16 protein-coding genes are annotated in these 19,085 nt (G+C 43.9%); 7 read left to right on the top strand and 9 right to left on the bottom strand.

The annotated features are described in order from the left end of the window. Positions 1–3 precede the first annotated feature (3 nt). From BW980_RS14350 to BW980_RS14340, 3 genes are all read right to left on the bottom strand, one after another. Positions 4–1,335: a Gfo/Idh/MocA family protein gene (locus tag BW980_RS14350; RefSeq protein ID WP_076455881.1), complete on the bottom strand. Its 1,332-nt coding sequence runs from the start codon at positions 1,333–1,335 to the stop codon at positions 4–6. 43 nt (positions 1,336–1,378) lie between these two features. Further along, positions 1,379–2,137 (bottom strand): 3-keto-disaccharide hydrolase, encoded by a 759-nt coding sequence (locus BW980_RS14345; protein ID WP_076455880.1) that lies wholly within the window; start codon positions 2,135–2,137, stop codon positions 1,379–1,381. Positions 2,138–2,370: 233 nt separating this feature from the next. Further along, positions 2,371–3,693, bottom strand: a complete 1,323-nt coding sequence (locus BW980_RS14340; RefSeq protein WP_245800058.1) for an MFS transporter — start codon at positions 3,691–3,693, stop codon at positions 2,371–2,373. Between the two features lie 117 nt (positions 3,694–3,810). Between BW980_RS14340 and BW980_RS22605 the strand changes: the two genes are divergently transcribed. Continuing rightward, on the top strand, positions 3,811–3,957 hold the full coding sequence (locus tag BW980_RS22605; RefSeq protein WP_175609896.1) for a hypothetical protein: 147 nt from the start codon (positions 3,811–3,813) through the stop codon (positions 3,955–3,957). Positions 3,958–3,980: 23 nt separating this feature from the next. Here BW980_RS22605 and BW980_RS14335 read toward each other — a convergent pair whose 3' ends face one another. The 4 genes from BW980_RS14335 to BW980_RS14320 form a co-directional block, all read right to left on the bottom strand. After that, the gene (locus BW980_RS14335) at positions 3,981–5,060 is read right to left on the bottom strand and encodes a PAS domain-containing sensor histidine kinase (RefSeq protein WP_076455878.1); all 1,080 of its coding nucleotides are present in this window, start codon (positions 5,058–5,060) and stop codon (positions 3,981–3,983) included. A gap of 137 nt (positions 5,061–5,197) precedes the next feature. Continuing rightward, complete coding sequence (gene folD, locus BW980_RS14330) at positions 5,198–6,082, bottom strand: bifunctional methylenetetrahydrofolate dehydrogenase/methenyltetrahydrofolate cyclohydrolase FolD (protein ID WP_076455877.1); 885 nt, start codon at positions 6,080–6,082, stop codon at positions 5,198–5,200. 68 nt (positions 6,083–6,150) lie between these two features. After that, complete coding sequence (ffh, locus tag BW980_RS14325) at positions 6,151–7,488, bottom strand: signal recognition particle protein (protein ID WP_076455876.1); 1,338 nt, start codon at positions 7,486–7,488, stop codon at positions 6,151–6,153. 172 nt (positions 7,489–7,660) lie between these two features. Then, positions 7,661–9,007 (bottom strand): hypothetical protein, encoded by a 1,347-nt coding sequence (locus tag BW980_RS14320; protein ID WP_076455875.1) that lies wholly within the window; start codon positions 9,005–9,007, stop codon positions 7,661–7,663. Positions 9,008–9,143: 136 nt separating this feature from the next. Between BW980_RS14320 and BW980_RS14315 the strand changes: the two genes are divergently transcribed. From BW980_RS14315 to BW980_RS14300, 4 genes are all read left to right on the top strand, one after another. Continuing rightward, complete coding sequence (locus BW980_RS14315; protein ID WP_076455874.1) at positions 9,144–9,656, top strand: RNA polymerase sigma factor; 513 nt, start codon at positions 9,144–9,146, stop codon at positions 9,654–9,656. 195 nt (positions 9,657–9,851) lie between these two features. Then, complete coding sequence (locus tag BW980_RS14310) at positions 9,852–10,754, top strand: FecR family protein (protein WP_076455873.1); 903 nt, start codon at positions 9,852–9,854, stop codon at positions 10,752–10,754. After that, positions 10,744–13,263 (top strand): TonB-dependent receptor, encoded by a 2,520-nt coding sequence (locus BW980_RS14305; protein ID WP_076455872.1) that lies wholly within the window; start codon positions 10,744–10,746, stop codon positions 13,261–13,263. The genes BW980_RS14310 and BW980_RS14305 overlap by 11 nt, the downstream gene beginning before the upstream one ends. Before the next feature lie 49 nt (positions 13,264–13,312). Continuing rightward, positions 13,313–14,302: a serine/threonine dehydratase gene (locus BW980_RS14300; protein ID WP_076455871.1), complete on the top strand. Its 990-nt coding sequence runs from the start codon at positions 13,313–13,315 to the stop codon at positions 14,300–14,302. 6 nt (positions 14,303–14,308) lie between these two features. On the opposite strand, the gene BW980_RS14295 is transcribed toward BW980_RS14300, so the two are convergent. Beyond that, positions 14,309–15,136, bottom strand: a complete 828-nt coding sequence (locus BW980_RS14295; RefSeq protein ID WP_076455870.1) for a zinc-dependent peptidase — start codon at positions 15,134–15,136, stop codon at positions 14,309–14,311. Positions 15,137–15,187: 51 nt separating this feature from the next. Continuing rightward, entirely contained in the window at positions 15,188–16,972 is a 1,785-nt protein-coding gene (gene argS / locus BW980_RS14290; RefSeq protein ID WP_076455869.1) for an arginine--tRNA ligase, read from the bottom strand. Positions 16,973–17,112: 140 nt separating this feature from the next. Between argS and BW980_RS14285 the strand changes: the two genes are divergently transcribed. Further along, positions 17,113–17,538 (top strand): hypothetical protein, encoded by a 426-nt coding sequence (locus tag BW980_RS14285; protein ID WP_076455868.1) that lies wholly within the window; start codon positions 17,113–17,115, stop codon positions 17,536–17,538. 15 nt (positions 17,539–17,553) lie between these two features. Further along, positions 17,554–18,990: an SDR family oxidoreductase gene (locus BW980_RS14280; RefSeq protein ID WP_076455867.1), complete on the top strand. Its 1,437-nt coding sequence runs from the start codon at positions 17,554–17,556 to the stop codon at positions 18,988–18,990. Positions 18,991–19,085: the final 95 nt, after the last annotated feature.

Here is a 19,085-nt window from a genome sequence, read left to right as displayed (position 1 = left end):
TTATTAAAATTCCCTATAAGGTGAATCTAAAAATTGATTGGCTTCCTCTTCGGCAAATCTGGCCGATTTTGCGTCCCAATGAAGGGTCTTGTTCGGAAAACGGCCTGCAATTACGCCCAACAATATGGTCTCCGTCAAACGCGATGCATAAGAAAACGGGGCACTGGTTTCAGCGGTACCCAAACAGGCATCGACAAACTGATGGTAGTGCTTCTTCCCTTCGCTTTCATAATCGCGAACCGGTTCCCCTAAATTGAATTTTTCAACATCTATTTCTTGATACTCCCCATCTACGATGACCTTGGGAAGCATTTGAAAATGCGGCAAATACAACCTTCCTTTTTTCCCTATGAACATTGCTCCTTGATCATGGAGCTTCTCACCACCGGGAAGCATCAAATCTTCACGTTGTTTATCGGCCCCCTCTCCGTCATACCACACCCACTTCAGCGTGTCTGCCGTATATTTAGTACCTGGAAACTCATAGGTTACCATATTCTGTTCCGGATAGCCAAAACCATTGGGTTTTCTACAATTGGTGGTAATCGTTCTTGGCACATCCAATTCCAAGGCATTGTAAGGCGTATCAAAAATATGAACTCCCATATCACCTAGGGTACCACAACCGTAATCAACCAATTTTCTCCAGTTTCCAGGATGGTAAACGCCTTTTTTATATGGTCTTTCGGATGAAGTGCCCAACCAAAGGTTCCAATCTAAATTGGCCGGAACGGGATCCTGCCCTTCTGGCAATGGTCCGTCATACCCCCAGTTTTTAGGTGACCAGGCCCTTACGGTGTGTACTTTCCCGATAATGCCCGACTGAATCATCAAGGTCGCCAACTTATAGTCGTAAAAAGAGTGTACCTGAATTCCCATTTGGGTAACCAAATTTTTCTCTTTGGCCAATTTTTTCATGGCCCTTGCTTCGGTCACGTGATGCGTCAAAGGCTTTTGACAATATACAGGCTTATCCATTTCCATGGCCATCATAGAAGCCGGGGCATGGGTATGGTCTGGCGTAGAGACTACCACGGCATCGATTTTTTTCTTCATCTCCTTTAACATCACCCTATAATCGGTATAGGTTTTGGCATCGGGATGCAATGCCTTGGCCTTGGCCAAAAGGTCGGAATCGACATCACATAAGGCCACAACATCTACTGCAGCATGCGAGGAAATCGCCTTTAAATCTTCACCGCCCATATTGCCGACACCGATGTGTGCCGTACGCAAGCGCTTCTTTTTTGATTTAGAAAAAGCCATGGCCCCTGACGGTAACAGGGTAATTGTAGACAAGGTAGCGGCATTCTTTAAAAATTCCCTTTTATTCATTTTTTTGTAGTTTGGATTATTGGAGGTTGTTCTATGTTCCTAATTATAGGGGCCTGATCTTAACGTTCTTAAGCCAGAGTGGACTATCGTGATCTTGAAAACCGATATATCCCTTTTTAAAAGAACCGTATTTTGGGGAATTTTTCCATTTCCCTTTACTTTTTCGCTCTTCCCAATCTTTCGACCAAGGCACGAAGGACAGTAATTTTTTACCGTTGAGCCAATGCTCTACATTTTCTGGGGTAAAGATGATACGGGAGGTATTCCATTCCCCCGCAGGCTTCACTATTTTTTGACCTTTATCGGGCAAGTGCATGGCATAATCCGCCCCTGTTTTTTGCCATTCTTCCAACTTGGCATTATTGATCTCTTCCCACTTCAGGTCGTCCAACATCTGGTATTCGGGTGAAACCTCGGGAATACTCCAATCACCTTCTTGGATATGGTACAACAATCCGCTATTTCCACCCTCGGGAATTTTCCATTCCCAACTCAGTTCAAAATTGTCAAACTCTTGGGCGGCATAAATAATATCCTTCCCTCCTTTACGGTTGGCTTCGGTTCTTTTCTCCGTATCAAAAGTCAAAGCCCCATCTTTGATAACCCATTGTGGGGGTAGGTCATCACCATTGTATGCCCTCCATCCTTCGGTAGTTGTCCCATCAAAAAGATAGATCCATTCATCAATTTCGGGCTTAGTTTCCGTCTTAGCCGTCTCAACGGCCGCTTCTTCTTTTTTTGTTTCACCTTTACATGAAACAATGGCTACCGCAAGAGATAGCACCAAGGCAATTTTCTTCATTCAATGGGTTGTTTAGTATTTGGTTTGGCACGCCGGTATTGCCACAAGCATGGCAAGCCCTGTACAACTTCTAAATCTAGCAACATTACCCCAAGAATCAAAATATATGCCCCGATAAGGCCAAGTCAACACATAAATATGCTAACTTTTAATAACCATGTATGTTTTTTCTTAATTTTTTAAATGAAAAACAAAGAAAAATGTAAGTAATAAGCCTGGTAAAAAAAGATTCTTTATTGTGGGTTATTGGCCTTTACCGACGCCAAGGCCAGAAAAACTAAAAAGGCCAGACCTAAATACCCCAAGGGCCGATAGGTGTCAAAAGTCGAGAAGCACAAACTAAAAATGGACGGGGCCAATGCACTGGCCAAAATCAAGAACGACATAACCTTGCCTGTTATGGCCCCTAAATGGGTACGCCCGTAGAACCTTGGCCAAACGATGGCATTCAAGACGGCAAAGAAGCCCCCTAAAACACCAAATCCACCTATCAATAGGGGAATACCTACGACAGAGGACAGAAACAAAAATCCGACCGAAGCCATAATTCCGCCCAAGATCATCAAATACAAATACAATTTGAGGTGAAGGTAATCACTCAAGAAATTAAAAATCAAGGATACCGTTACGGCCACTACCGAGGCGGGAAGAAAAATGGAGATTGCCTCGTCTTTAGGAAAACCTTCGCTAGCAAATACCGATACTACGTGAAAGGTGAGTCCCGTTATAAAAAAGCTGTTAAAGGCCAATATCAAGGCATACATCCAAAATGCCCTTGTGCGCTGGGCCTCTTTGGCGGTGTATTGTTTCGCTAGGGGTACGTACCCAGGGTCGCTTTCCGTTTTCTTAGGCTCCCCATCGGGCAACAGACCGTGCTCTTCGGGCCGGTTCTTATAGAATATTAAAATCAAAATACCGAAGATCAGTAAGGCCGCCGCCAATATCTGCCATGTAATTTGCCAGCTATACCCCTCTATTAAAGCATTTACCCAAAGAGGGGAAGAAGAAAAACCGAAGGAAATAGCCACACTACTAATGGCATTGACCTTTCCACGGTTTTTATCGAACCATATCATAATCAGGTTTCTTGATGCCATAGTGAGTACCCCTTGCCCCGAAAACCTCAGCACAAAGAACAGCAAGGCCATCAATACAAAGGGTATAAGCCAGGTATCGAGCTTCAAAAGGTGCTTCATGAATTCGCTCATGTGTACCGACCACGAACACAACATAAGTGCGCCGGAAAGTGTCAGGGCGGCAAAGAAAGCCACATAACGCGCCCCGTAGCGATCGAACCAAACACCGGCACGGCCAATGACCAACGAACTACAAATGGTTCCGATCATATAGGCATTGCTAAATTGATTTCTGCTCAACCCGAGTGCATCCTTTACCGGATCGGTAAACACCGACACTCCTATGGTTTGCCCCGGTATACTAAAATAAATACCGATCGTACCGATAACCAAAATAACATAGCCATAGAAAATAGGGCTTTTAGCGGGATCGATAAAGGAAAAATAGTTTTTGGGCATGGGCGAAACGAAAAAGGGCAAAAGTAACGGTTTTGCCCCATTGCACGGGCCAGAATCGATAAAGATTACAGAAATCCTATACGGAAAACGAAGTTTTAAACGTTATATAACCTCAATTACATTTAAGTTATCCGATCTATGAAAAAATTAGCAAGCCTATTATTCATACTCACCACGATCATCGTATTCAGCAGTTGCAGTGTTGACGACAGTAATGATATAGAAATTATAAAACCGGGAGATACCGTTATTATGGGAAAGGTGGCCTTAAGGAAACTCAATTAGCCATATTCGGGAAAAGCCCCCCATCAAGATTTGAACTTGATCGTAAAAGTGGTTCCTTCGTTTACCTTACTGTCAACATCGATAGTACCCCCAAGACTTGTTACATGGCTATGCACTAAAAACAGACCTACCCCCTTGCTGTCTTTGGTATCATGAAACCTTTGGTTTAAGCTAAAGATCAAGCCCCCAACTTTATCCATATCAAATCCAAGACCGTTATCGGAGAAGGTTAAAATACCTTCCCCCTTCTCTTGAAAGGAAATGATCTTTATTTCAGGGGAAACATCGGGCCTCATATATTTGATGGAGTTGGTGATCAGGTTCAGAAAAATACTTTCCATATAGGCCATATTGAAATATACGCTCTCCATGCCGGAAAAATCGACACAAAATTTCGCGTTTGAATTCTTGATCAAGGAACTGATAGATTTCTGAACCTTTTCAAAAACTTCACGAAGACATACTTTCACTAAGCCAACCGTTTCCGACTCATTTTCCTTCAAGGCGTCAACATAGGAATTCAGCGAACTTTTCAAGCCTAGGGCCGATTGTTTAATATAGTCTAAAATCCGTCGATTCTCTTCCTCTTTACCACTCTTACAATCGATCATATCCACAAGGCTGAGCAAGTTGTTTACCGGCGACCTTAGATCATGTGAAGTAGTATAGTTCAAGCGCTTGAGTTGTTGATTCATTTTCGAAAGACGGGCCACGTGAGAGATCCGCTCCGATTCCATATTCTTTTTATGGGTTATATCTTTAGCGATTGCGTACACCAATTGCTCCTCTTTTAAAGGAATGGAAGTCCAGTGAAGCCATACCAGTTCGCCCGATTTACAGACATAGCGATTTTCAAAATTCACCAAAGGCCTATTCTTGACCAGACCCTCCCTTTGCAAGGCCGTCAGATTGCGGTCTTCTTCGTAAATAAAATTATGGATAGGTTTAGAATACAGCTCGTCTTCGGAATAGCCCAAAAATTTTACAAAGGCCGGATTAATCCTTTTGAAGTACCCGTCATAACCAGCAACACAGAGATAATCGATAGACAGATCAAAAAAAGGATCTAGGAGAATATTCTTTGCTTTTAATACTGGATTCATTTGGAGCAGGTATATTAGGAACGAACGTAAAACTATAACAAATTGTTGTATATCAGCCTTAGTTAGCGACTAATAATCAACAACTTTGCCTAATTTCTAAGAATACCCTACCAATAAGACCCACTACCTAACAAAAACTAATCGGCATTTCTATGCCGCTCCCTGGCTAAAAGCGTATTCTTTAACAGCATAGCAATAGTCATTGGACCAACGCCCCCAGGAACCGGGGTGATAAAAGAAGCTTTGGGGCCCACACTTTCAAAATCTACATCTCCGGTGATATAATACCCTTTTTCCTTGGTTTCATCGGCTACCCTGGTAATACCCACATCGATAATAACGGCACCTTCCTTGACCATATCGGCCTTGAGAAAATGCGGAACACCCAATGCAGACACCACGATATCGGCTTGAAGCGTAAGTTCCTTGATATTTTTTGTTCGGCTGTGCGCCAAAGTTACGGTGCAGTTGGCCGCCTTTCCTTTTTGGCTCATTAAGATACTTATCGGCCTCCCTACGATATGGCTACGTCCGATCACTACGGCATGCTTGCCCTCGGTATCTACATCATAACGCTTTAGAAGCTCCATAATACCGAAAGGGGTGGCAGAAATAAAGGTTTCCATATCCAAGGCCATTTTACCGAAATTGGTCGGGTGAAAACCATCTACGTCTTTATCGGGGTTTACCGCCATCAACACTTTTTCCTCATCGATATGTTTGGGCAAGGGAAGTTGCACGATATACCCATCAATATCGGGATCGGTGTTCAACTGGTGTACCTGCCGCAGCAATTCCTCCTCTGTAGTTTCGCTCGGCAAGTGGATCAAAGTAGATTCAAAGCCGATTTTTTTACACGAACGCACTTTGCTGCCCACGTAAGTTAAACTGGCCCCATCGTTACCAACAAGAACGGCCGCCAAATGCGGCACTTTCTCGCCTCTTTCTTTCATTCCCGCCACTTCTATGGCGATTTCATCCTTGATTTGGTTCGATACTTTTTTTCCGTCTAGTAATTTCATAATGTTCGGTTACGGTCTGCGCTATTTTTACAAGGGGGCGAACCCCATTTTCTTTATTCGTTCGGGTATTATTTCATACCTCTCATATTGCCCATCATCTGCATCATCTTCTTACCACCGCCACCTTGCATCATCTTCATCATTTTGCTCATCTGGTCAAACTGCTTCAACAGTTGGTTCACTTCCCGCATATCCCTACCACTTCCCTTGGCGATTCGCTTTTTGCGACTTACGTTCAATTTAGAAGGGTTAGACCGCTCGTCAGGGGTCATACTGTGAATTATGGCCTCGATATGTTTAAAGGCATCATCATCGATATCCAGTCCTTTCAAAGCCTTTCCGGCTCCAGGAATCATCCCCATCAAGTCTTTGATGTTCCCCATCTTTTTGATTTGTTGTATTTGGGAAAGGAAGTCATCGAAACCGAATTTATTCTTGGCAATTTTCTTTTGGATCTTGCGAGCCTCTTCTTCATCGAATTGTTCTTGGGCCCGTTCCACCAAGGAAACCACATCGCCCATTCCCAAAATTCGCTCGGCCATACGCGAAGGGTGAAAGACATCTATAGCTTCCATCTTCTCGCCGGTACCGATAAACTTTATTGGCTTATCAACAACCGATTTAATCGAAATTGCCGCCCCACCACGGGTATCACCGTCCAGCTTGGTCAGTACTACCCCGTCAAAATTCAAAATATCGTTAAAGGCCTTGGCCGTATTGACCGCATCTTGACCCGTCATCGAATCCACTACAAAAAGTGTTTCTTGGGGTTGAATGGCCTTATGGATTTCAGAGATTTCGTTCATCATCTCTTCATCTACCGCCAAACGACCGGCCGTATCTATAATGACCACATTATAACCTTCGGACTTGGCCTTGGCTATACCGGCCTGTGCGATAGCAACCGGATCGGTATTCCCACGGTCGGAATATACCTCTACCCCTATCTGCTCACCTACTACGTGCAACTGATCGATAGCCGCAGGGCGGTATACATCACAGGCCACCAAAAGCGGTTTCTTTGTTTTCTTGTTCTTAAGGAAGTTCGCCAACTTACCCGAAAAGGTCGTTTTACCCGAACCTTGAAGACCTGACATTAAAATAATGGAAGGGGTACCGGAAAGGTTGATGCCCTCGGTCTCGCCCCCCATGAGCTCGGTAAGCTCGTCTTTAACGATCTTTACCATTAGCTGCCCTGGCTGAAGGGTGGTCAAAACATCTTGCCCTAGGGCTTTTTCCTTGACCTTATTGGTAAACTCCTTGGCTATCCTAAAGTTGACATCGGCATCTAGCAAAGCCCGTCGGACCTCTTTAGTGGTCTCGGCAACGTTAATTTCCGTAATCTGCCCATGCCCTCGTAGGGTGTGGAGCGCCTTATCTAACTTTTCACTTAAATTGTCGAACATCGTCTTACTTGCTTTTGAAGAAAGGCAAATTTAATAATAACTGAGGGAAAGAACGGGCCGTAAAGAAAAAAATATGAAATCACAAAAAAAGCATCCATCTTTCGATGGATGCCCTTCAAAACTCTGTGGGGCAAAAATAGGCGTCGGGTTATTCAATCTAAAACAAAAATCTTTATTGACAAACCTTTGTCAAGACTGCAATTTCTTCTTTTCTCTTTATTTTTATACGGTCTTCGTAGCACTGATATAACTGCCAATCTCCTGTATATCTTTCCAAATCACTTTGTAGGGCCGTAAGGGTCAATTGGTTTTCCGACAACCTCCAAGTTCCCTTGTCGACAATTTGCCCTTTGGCATCGTAAACCGTCATATCGGTTTGACCAAAGCCTATGGAAAGCTCCGTGGTCGATTCGCCTTTTTCATCGGCAATGGTCCACTGGCATGTCATCAACTTTTCACCTACCAATTGATCGCTACAGGGTTCTGCCGGTACATACTCGCAATAACGCTCTAAAATAATGGCATCATCCTCTATGAACATCTTGATCTTGCCTTCGACCATTTCATATACATACCAACTATTATTAAATCCAACAGCTTCCTTAAACTCGAGTTTTACCACCACACGGTACCCAACTACGGAAGTACTCCACCCCCCTTCTACGCTATACCCGTAATCGTCATAAGCGACCACTTTCCCTTCTTCCGAAAAAATAAGGGTATATTTAGCGTATTGGGCACTATTATCCAGAGCCTTCCGGTCCATACGTACAATTTGCCATGGGCACTTTACCAGGTCCGCCCCAAGGTCGGTTTCGGTAAAATCGTCATCGTTATGGTCGTTGTTATCATCTTCGTTGCAAGCCTTAATCCCTTCCTTAAGGGCACTGCCCAGCTCACTATTTGAACTTATTACAAGACTACTACCATCGAGTGCTACCAGACTAACGGGAAAATCGATGCTGATCAAATCGGAATCGGAGAGACCTTCCAAAAAACGCCTTACCTCGGCATCATTCCCTAAGGCGAGGGTGCCGGTTTTCTGAAAATCACGATTGTACGTAAATACCGTTACTGGATACGATAAATCCCAACATTCAATATCGGCATCATCGCCGCCCTCGACACATTGTTCCGCCAAATTTTCAAGCTCCTCGGCCGAATTTACCTCAACTTCCAAATAATCGGCCGTTACTACCGTAATGGGAAAAATGATCTTCAGCTCGTCGACATCGTCATCGGCTACATCCAAAATATCTTCAATAAGCTGAAAAACCTTGGCCGACCCTACCTCTATTTCCTTTTGATTGACAACGACCTTGTAGGGAAATTGGACTTCCAAGCAACTGGCCTTATCAATAATATTATCATAAGAGCCATCGTTCGAGACCATCCGTTTCAAAAGGCCCAATACTTCCGACCCTGAGGTCAAGGTCAGCTCCGTGTCTATATGCTCTTCAAAGGGCTCTTCTTCCTGACAAGAGGTCAAAGCCACGAACGTGGCCAGTAGGAAAGCCACTAGGCAAAATTTAAAACACTTTCTCATATTCGATTTGGAATTTATCGGCACTTCAAGATTGAAACAACCAAAATTTAAAATACCCTACCTGTTCAATTTCAATTTTTTCAAATACCTTTGAAAAAAATCAACTTACTTGAAAACCAAAAATACAGGCAATGTTTGCGAAGAACAAGTCTTTGATGCAATTTTCAAAGCTAATTCTAAAACGGTTTTCAACTATATATATTATAAGTTCGGCAATGAGGAGAAAGCCTACGACGCCGTTCAGGAAGCATTTTTGAAACTTTGGGAAAACTGCGGTAAGGTAGCTCCTGACAATGCTAAGTCTTATGTATACACAGTAGCGAACAACCTTTACCTTAACGTGATAAAAGCCGAAAAGGTCCGTTTGAAATATGCCGACAAGACCTTAAAGAGTACAAACGAGTCGCCCGAATTTTTAATGGAGGAGGAAGAGTTCAGACAAAAACTCGACCGTGCACTCGACCGTTTGCCCGAAAACCAACGTTCTACATTTCTATTGAACCGTATAGATGGAAAAAAATATGCGGAAATTGCCGAAATGGAAGGGGTAAGCGTAAAAGCCATTGAAAAAAGGATGCATTTGGCCCTTAAGGCCCTTAGGGAAGAAATTGAAGGGATATAGCTATAGTAGTTAGTAGTTAGTAGTTAGTAGTTAGTAGTTAGTAGTTAGTAGTTAGTAGTTAGTAGTTAGTAGTTAGTAGTTAGTAGTTAGTAGTTAGTAGGAAAGTTATTTTTTCCTCATTAACGAACAAATAGTACCAATAAAAAGTAGGGTATTTACGTAATGAGTTGTTATTAAGGCATAAAGCTAGAATCGATGCAAGAAAATCACTTAGCAAAATGGTTGAACAACGACCTCACCGAGGCCGAGCTCGCAGCGTTTAAAAAATCTGCCGAGTACGCTTCGTATGAGCGAATCGTTGCTGCTTCCAATCAGCTGAGGAGTCCTGATTTCAACGCAGACGAAGCCCTTATGGCCTTAAAGAACCAACGTACCTTAAAAGACGGCAAGGTAGTACAGCTCCATCCGTTTAAAAAGTTTTTACGCGTTGCGGCCGCAGCGGCCATAATCATGTTCGGCTCTTATTTTTACCTCAACACTTTAGATAAAAATATAGTGACCCAATATGCCGAAAACAGAGAAATTCTACTCCCTGACAATTCCGAAGTCTTATTAAATGCCGATTCCGAACTTTCGTTCAGTGAACGGAAATGGAACAAAGAACGCAACGTTACCCTTAAAGGTGAAGCCTTCTTTAGAGTCGCCAAAGGCAAACGTTTTACGGTTGCCACCGATGCCGGAACCGTTGCCGTATTGGGTACGCAGTTCAATGTAGAGAATAGGGAGGGCTTTTTTGAGGTCACCTGCTACGAAGGCTTGGTAAGCGTTACCTTCAAAGGCAAGGAAAGTAAATTACCTGCGGGCAGTTCATTTATGGTAATAGACGGCAAGATTATAGAGGCAAGGGCAGCAAAAGCCGAGCAACCTTCTTGGCTAAACCATGAAAGTTCTTTTAAGAGCGTACCCCTCAAATATGTTTTGAACGAGTTTGCGCGACAACACAACATTACGGTAGAAACCAAAAATATTGATACCGACCAATTATTTACCGGCACTTTCAGTAATACCGATACCAAGCTTGCGTTAAAAAGCATAAGTGCGCCTTCACAAATAAAGTTTAAATTTGAGGGCAGCAAAGTGCTCTTCTATGGCAATTAAAATTCGTAAACTCTTTCATTTTTTAATCGCCCTCATGAGTTTTTTCTGTTCCTGCGGCATTTATGCCCAAAACAGAGCCCATATTCCCTTGACCACATATCTCCAGAAACTAGAGCATGAGTTTGATATAAAATTCTCTTATGCCGATGACGATATACGCGATGTGCTTGTCGAGGCCCCCGATGCCACCGAACTTAACACCATCTTGCAACTGATCGAATCGCAAACCCAGGTTCTGATCGAAAAACTGAACGACCGCTACTACACCCTTACCCGAAGCCCAACAATCGATATCTGCGGTACGGTTTACGATAACTTTAAAATGAATACCCTTTACGGGGCCACAGTAACCGTATTGGGCACCGCTTTCAGCAGCATTATTGACGAAAACGGGAACTTTTCATTTAAAGGGGTGCCCCGCGATGCCAAACTGCAAATAAAATATTTAGGCTACAAGACCCTTTTTGTCAATGCCGATGAGCTGGTGACCAAAGAGCCTTGCAAGACCCTATTGCTTGCCCAATATTACCAACAGCTCGAAGAAGTGGTCGTCTACGAATTTTTGACCAAGGGACTTATAAAACAACTCGACGGCAGTGTTCAAATGAACAGTAAGGAGTTTGGCATTTTACCTGGGCTGATAGAACCTGATGTTCTTCAGACCGTTCAAGCCTTACCCGGTATCAAAAGTATAGACGAGACGGTATCGAATATCAACATACGCGGAGGCAGTAACGACCAAAACCTCATTTTATGGGACGGCATCAAGATGTACCAATCGGGCCATTTCTTCGGGCTGATATCCGCTTTCAACCCCTACCTGACCGACAAGGTCACCCTGATTAAAAACGGCAGCAGCAGCCAATATGGCGATGGTGTAAGCGGTATTATCGATATGCGGACCAGAGACAGTATTGCCGACACCTATTTTGCCGGTGCAGGCCTAAACCTTATCGGGGGAGATGTATACGCCCACCTGCCCCTGAACGAAAAATTGGCCGTTCAGTTTTCGGCGCGAAGATCCTTGACCGACTTTTTAGACACCCCTACTTACGACAAGTTCTTTACCCGTGTCTTCGAAGACAGTCAGGTCTCCCGAGACGGTAATTTTTATTTCTATGACTTTACGGGAAAGCTACTCTACAACATCGACAATAAACACAAACTAAGCTTGAGCTTCATCAACATCAACAATCTCTTGGACTATTCGGAAAGGGACATGGACACGAACGATGAAATTCAAAGCGCACTTAGCCAAACGAACCTATCTCTGGGGGCTTCCGTAAAAAGCGAATGGAACAAAAGGTTCAGCACCTCTTTAAACGCCTACCAAACACGTTATAAACTTGAGGCCCAGAATATATCGGGCAATGCGGAGCAAGTTCTTTTCCAGAACAACGAAGTACAGGAAACCGCGTTGAAACTGAACACGAATTACAGCCTTTTCGAAAATTTAGATTGGCTAAACGGCTATCAATTTATTGAAACCTCTATCTCGAACAAGACGGCGGTCACACAACCTCCCTATACCAGCAATCAGCGCGATATCGTTAAAAGCCATGTGCTGTTTTCCGAATTGACCTATACTTCAACCGATAACAGACTCTATGGCCGTGCGGGTATGCGCCTGAATTATTTGGAAAACCCGAAATCGTTCACCAAATATCTTCTTGAGCCCCGGTTGAGCATAAACTATGCCTTTACCAACAGGTGGAAGCTACAGCTATTGGGCGAATTTAAAAGCCAGGCCATCAACCAGGTCATCGACCTAGAACAAAATTTTCTCGGAATAGAAAAACGCCGCTGGATCGTTTCCGATGACGATAGGTTGCCCATCACCCAAAGCAAACAGGGCTCTATAGGAATCAACTACGACCACAAAACCCTATATCTCGGCCTCGAAGCATTTTATAAGGAAGTGAACGGCATCAGCACATTGACCCAAGGATTTCAGAACCAGGACCAATTCAATGGCGAAACGGGAAAGTACAACGTTAAAGGCCTTGAGTTCTTGATCAACAGAAAAACGGACGATTACAGTATATGGGCCAGCTACACCTACAATTTGAACAACTACCACTTTTCGGAAGTTCTGCCCCCCGATTTCCCGAACAACCTAGATATTAGACATACCGCTACCTTTGCAGGCACCTATAATATCAAGAATTTTAAACTGGGCATAGGCCTGAATTACCGTACGGGCAAACCCTACACCCAACCAAGCATAGAGGAGCCCTTGAACACCTCCTTTTTTCCAAACCGCATCAACTACCAAGAACCGAACAGCAGTCGCTTACCCGAATACCTACGTGCCGATGCCTCGGCCATCTATGACTTTGGCATAGGCAAAAAACTAAAGGCTTCTGCAGGAATTTCGGTCTTGAATTTTACGGGCCGGAACAATATATTGAATACCTACTATCGTCTGAACGAAACCAATGAAATTGAAAAAGTAGACAACGTTTCACTCGGCCTGACCCCGAACGCCAGCTTTAGGCTGCGATTTTAGCAGCGCTTTAGGGAGTCTGTCCGTTACTGTAATACCATAAAAATTTGCCATGCCTACCATTGAAGACATCAAAAAAGCCAGGATACGTATCCATGGTCTTGTTCATGAAACACCGATTTTCAGCTCTTCCCTTCTCAACGACTGGCTCGGACATGAAATATATTTCAAGGCGGAATGCCTACAGAAAATAGGAGCCTTTAAAGCCAGGGGCGCCTGCAACACATTGGCTTGGCTCATTGAAAACAAGGAGAGACCCGAACATGTTATCGCGAATAGCTCGGGCAACCATTCGCAGGCCGTGGCGTGGGCCTCCCGACAGTTCAACATTCCGGCCACCATCTATATGCCGGCCTACGCCTCTAAAATAAAAATACAGGCTACCCAATCGTACGAAGCCCATGTTGAACTATGCAAAGACAGAAACATGGCCGACGCCCTTGTCCTTGCCGCATCCAAAGAAAAAGGCGCCTATTGGATTCCCCCGTACAACCATCACCAAGTAATAGCCGGCCAAGGAACCGCCATTTGCGAGGCCATCGAACAAGTCGATAATCTTGACGCCGTTTTCGCGCCCTGTGGCGGTGGGGGACTATTATCGGGTACGCTTATCGCAACCCACGCCCTATCGCCCAAAACCCAAGTTATCGGAGTTGAACCTTTAAACGCCAACGATGCGGCGCAATCGTTACGCACCAACCGTATTCAAAAATTAAGTGCAACGCCCGACACCCTAGCCGATGGGGCCATGACCATGGCCGTAGGCGATATTACCTTCGAGTACCTGAAATTGCTCGATGCCCTGTACGAAGTGGAAGAATCAAAGTTGATATACTGGACCCAATGGCTGACCCATTTATTGAAATTGCACGTTGAACCTACCAGTGCCATGGCCATGGCAGGGGTGGTCAAATGGCTAAAACACAGCACATCGAAAAAACGCGTAATGGTGATTTTGTCCGGTGGAAATATCGACCCTAGCAAGCAAATGGCAATCTGGAACACCAATCATTTAGATTCTAGGCCACGTTTGGAACCCTAGCCCATATCAAGTTCCCATGGCCACCCCAGAACGATGTTCGGGCAATACCTGAAAGTCGAAGCCCAACATTTTTTGGATAATGGCGTACAATTCGGGAAACTCGGCCAAGAATATTTGGGGCGTTTCGGCATAGTTCTCTACGGCTACGGAAAAAAACTCCTGTAGATTGGTCATGCCATACTCCCTAAAATATTTTGAATCGGCCAAGCCTTGGGCATAGCCCTCCCTTAGAAAAAGTTCCTTTATCTTTTTGAGTCCCACCCTAAATTTACGGGCCTCCCATGAATTCTTTCGAATCATTTCAAAGCTGAGGGCATGGGCAAATTCATGCAAGGCCAAATTTACATTGTCATCGGAAATACGAAAACCTTCCCAAATCGTATCCGCAGAAAAAATAACGGTCTTAAAACGGGGATTGTACTCCCCCAAATGGTGCTTTCGGTTTATACGGGAATAATATTTTGAAGGATAAACAACGATCCGCAGCAGCGAACGCATCATTTTATAGTTCTTCAACCCCAAGGTCATTAATACGGCAGAGGCACTTAAAAGCAATTTGAGTTCTTTCCTCCTTTCTACCTTTCCATAAAAAACAAACCTTTTTCTACTTCTGAACCATACGATGCGTTTATCGCACTTTTCCCTTAAATCTACGGGCAACTTGGTATAGATAGGAAAATTATCGGCAAGCAGTTGTTGCTCCGAAGGTGAAAGTGGCTTTTTTTTTATAAAGGGATTTAGGTGATAAAGTCCAATTGTATAATAGAGGATATACAGCGCTTGGACACACAAAAAGAACAAGGCCAAAATCTTGATATCATGCTCTGTAACCATACTGCTAACAACTCGAAAAACGGAATTAAATTGTACGAACTTCCCCCTGCCTTACATTCGTTCAGGAACGTCTATGCCCAAAAGACCGAAAGCCGAAGCTATAACTTCACTGACTTTCTTTGACAGCTGTACCCGTAACAATTTTTTCTGCGCATCGGATTCGCCCAAGATCGAAACCTGTTGGTAGAAGGAATTAAATTCCTTTACCAAGTCGTAGGTATAGTTGGCAATCAAGGCCGGACTATAGTTTTCCGCTGCCAATTGAACGGTTTCCGGATAGAGTTGCAACTGTTTAATAAGTTCTTTCTCCTTGTTGTGCAATCCATCGATATCCCCCATGGCCACATCGGCATTGGTATCAAAATCGGCCTTTCTTAAAATCGACTGGATACGGGCATAGGTATACTGGATAAACGGACCGGTATTCCCTTGAAAATCGACCGACTCTTCAGGATCGAAAAGGATTCGTTTTTTAGGATCTACTTTTAAGATATAGTATTTTAGGGCACCGAGACCTATCAACTTGTACAATGAGTTTTTCTCTTCTTCGGAATAACCTTCCAACTTGCCCAATTCTTCGGAAATTTGGGCCGCTGTATTGGTCATATCGTCCATAAGGTCATCGGCGTCGACTACGGTTCCTTCCCTACTCTTCATTTTACCGCTGGGCAAATCGACCATTCCATAGCTCAAATGGTGCAGGTTTTCAGACCAAAAAAAGCCAAGTTTTTTCAAAATCAAGAACAGCACCTTAAAGTGATAGTCTTGTTCATTACCCACAGTATATACCATACCGCCTACGTCTGGATAATCTTTTACCCTTTGTATGGCCGTACCAATATCTTGGGTCATATAAACCGCCGTTCCATCGGAACGAAGCACTATTTTTTCATCAAGGCCTTCATCCGTAAGATCAATCCAAACACTACCGTCTTCCTTTCTAAAGAAAACGCCCTTTTCAAGACCTTCGGCCACTACATCCTTCCCTAGTAAGTAGGTATTACTTTCATAATATAGGGTGTCAAAATCTACTCCAAGGTTTTTATAAGTGACATCAAAACCTTTGTAGACCCAACCGTTCATTTCTTTCCAAAGAGCAACCACCTCTTCATCGCCGGCCTCCCATTTCTGAAGCATTTCCTGGGCTTCCAAAAGAATAGGGGCTTCTTTCTCGGCTACCTTCTTATCGGTTCCATTGGCTACCATTTCGGCTATCTCCGCCTTATAGGCCTTATCGAAGGCCACATAATAGTTCCCTACGAGCTTATCACCTTTCAATCCGGTACTTTCAGGCGTTTCCCCATGGCCAAAACGCTGCCAGGCCAACATACTCTTACAGATATGGATACCTCGGTCGTTAATGATCTGGGTCTTATATACTTTCTTACCGGAAGCTTTTAAAATCTCGGCAACGGAATACCCTAAGAGGTTATTTCTAATATGTCCTAAATGCAAGGGTTTATTGGTATTGGGAGAAGAGTACTCTACCATTATGGCATCGTTCTCCGAAGGGGAAACAAATCCGTAAGCGGCATCGTTCTTGATCCCATTGAAAAAATCAAGATAATACCCATCACCGATGACGAGGTTCAAAAAACCTTTGATAACGTTAAATCCGGTAACCTCGGCTACTTCCTTTTCCAAATAGGCACCTATCTGCTCTCCTATCTGTACCGGATTTCCCTTAACAAAACGAAGCATGGGAAATACAACAATCGTTACATCACCTTCAAAGTCCTTTCGGGTCGGTTGAAATTCCACTGATGGCAGCTCTACATTGAAAATAGCTGCGATTGCCTCTTTAACCTTGGCTTCTAAAATTGCTTGAATACCCATATCATCTTTCGTTTCAAGCTGCAAAACTAATCATTTTTTGCGCTTTTACCCTAAGACGGGCGGTAATGGCCCCGCTTTTCTTTAACTTTATAAAAATGTCGCCCTTGGTCAGGTCTTAGGGTTTTTAAAACGAAGTCCATATGCTTTTAAACGTATCGTACACGGACCAACGGATTACAAAAAAAATAGATGAGGCCGTAGGCAAGCCTTTTACGCTCAAAGAGCGTTGGGCCATGGGCGGTATCGGCTCGCCTAAATTGTTCATTACCGAGACCAGTATTGGCATTAGAAACCTGCTGATTTTAGACAACAATCTCGACCAGTGCAATATTGAGCTTCGCCCTAGGGGCATTATCCTAAGATTCAGGTCGCTGCTCGAGACCTATGCCTTGGTCATTCCGTTTTACAAGCTCACTTTATACAAAGGGGATATCGGCATCTATTCCATATATCGCGACCATTATTATGTCAAGGTCAAGGCCGACACCAAGGCCATACAAAAATTCTTTATCAAGCTTCAAAATTACAAGGCCGATAATGCACCGACCTCGATCGACGATCTTTAACCCTTAAAACTGCCCATGAAAATACTCTTGACAGGTGCCAACGGCTATATCGGCATGCGACTATTGCCCCAATTACTAGACATGGGCCATGAGGTAGTGTGCACGGTACGTGACGAAACAAGGTTTTCGATAGACAAAGATATACGGGCACAGATCCAAGTGCTTGAAGTCGATTTTCTAAAGGAAGTTGACCCTTCGATCATTCCAAAAGACATAGACGCGGCCTATTTTCTGATTCATTCCATGAGTTCGTCGGTACAGGATTTCGATGCCTTGGAAGCGCAGACCGCCGAAAATTTCAATACTTACCTCAGCCATACCCAGGTAAAACAGGTAATCTACTTAAGTGGAATCGTCAACGAAGACAACCTGAGCAAACACCTACGATCCCGAAAAAATGTGGAGCAAATTTTATACAAGGGCAATTTTCAGCTTACGGTATTACGTGCGGGCATTATTGTCGGTTCAGGCAGTTCTTCCTTCGAGATCATTCGCGACCTATGCGAAAAACTCCCTGTAATGATTACCCCAAAATGGGTCTTGACCAAAACCCAGCCCATTGCCATTAGGGACATCTTGACATTTTTGACCGGTGTTTTGGGCAATGAGAAAACCTATAACGATTCTTTTGATATTGCCGGCCCCGATGTACTGACCTATAAACAAATGTTGGAGCAGTACGCCGAGGCCCGCGGATTTAAGAATTATATTATTACGGTTCCGGTCATGACCCCTAAATTGTCGAGCTATTGGCTGTATTTTGTAACCTCCACTTCGTACAAATTAGCCCTGAACCTTGTCGACAGCATGAAAATAGAGGTCATTGCCAAAGACAAGAGATTGCAAGATTTATTGCATATAGAACCACACACTTACAAAGAAGCCATTGCCCTTGCCTTTAAAAAAATCGAGCAAAACCTCGTAGTCAGCAGCTGGAAGGACAGCATGGTAAGCGGACGCTTTAAAAAGAATCTGGGGAAATACATCCAGGTTCCCAAGTATGGCGTTCTTAAAGATGAGAAAAAGATCAAGGTAGACGAGCCGGAACAGGTCTTGCGCAACATCTGGAAAATTGGCGGGGAAACCGGGTGGTACTACGGGAATTGGCTGTGGAAGATTCGAGGAATCATCGATAAATTTTCGGGCGGTGTCGGTCTACGTCGAGGGCGAACGCATCCCGATAAAATTTTCGCCGGCGACTCCCTTGATTTTTGGCGCGTTCTACTCGCCGATAAAAAAGCGAAGCGCCTTTTGCTCTTTGCAGAAATGAGGTTACCTGGTGAAGCGTGGCTCGAATTTAAGATCGACGAACACAATGTACTGCACCAAACGGCCACATTTCGCCCGCGTGGTCTTAAGGGCCGGCTCTATTGGTACAGCATTATCCCTTTTCATTTCTTCATTTTCGGAGGTATGATCCGCAACATAGCCAAGGCCAAGCCATCGCCCTAAAAAACTCACCTTGACATTTTTTTGTATTTTTCAAGAAAGTAATCCCTGCCCAAGGAGACTTAGAGCGGATTAGAACCCAAAAGATACATACCTTG

It is taken from the genome of Zobellia uliginosa, assembly GCF_900156625.1.
Taxonomy (GTDB): Bacteria; Bacteroidota; Bacteroidia; order Flavobacteriales; family Flavobacteriaceae; genus Zobellia; species Zobellia uliginosa.
This window is presented reverse-complemented; position numbering and strand designations above follow the sequence as displayed.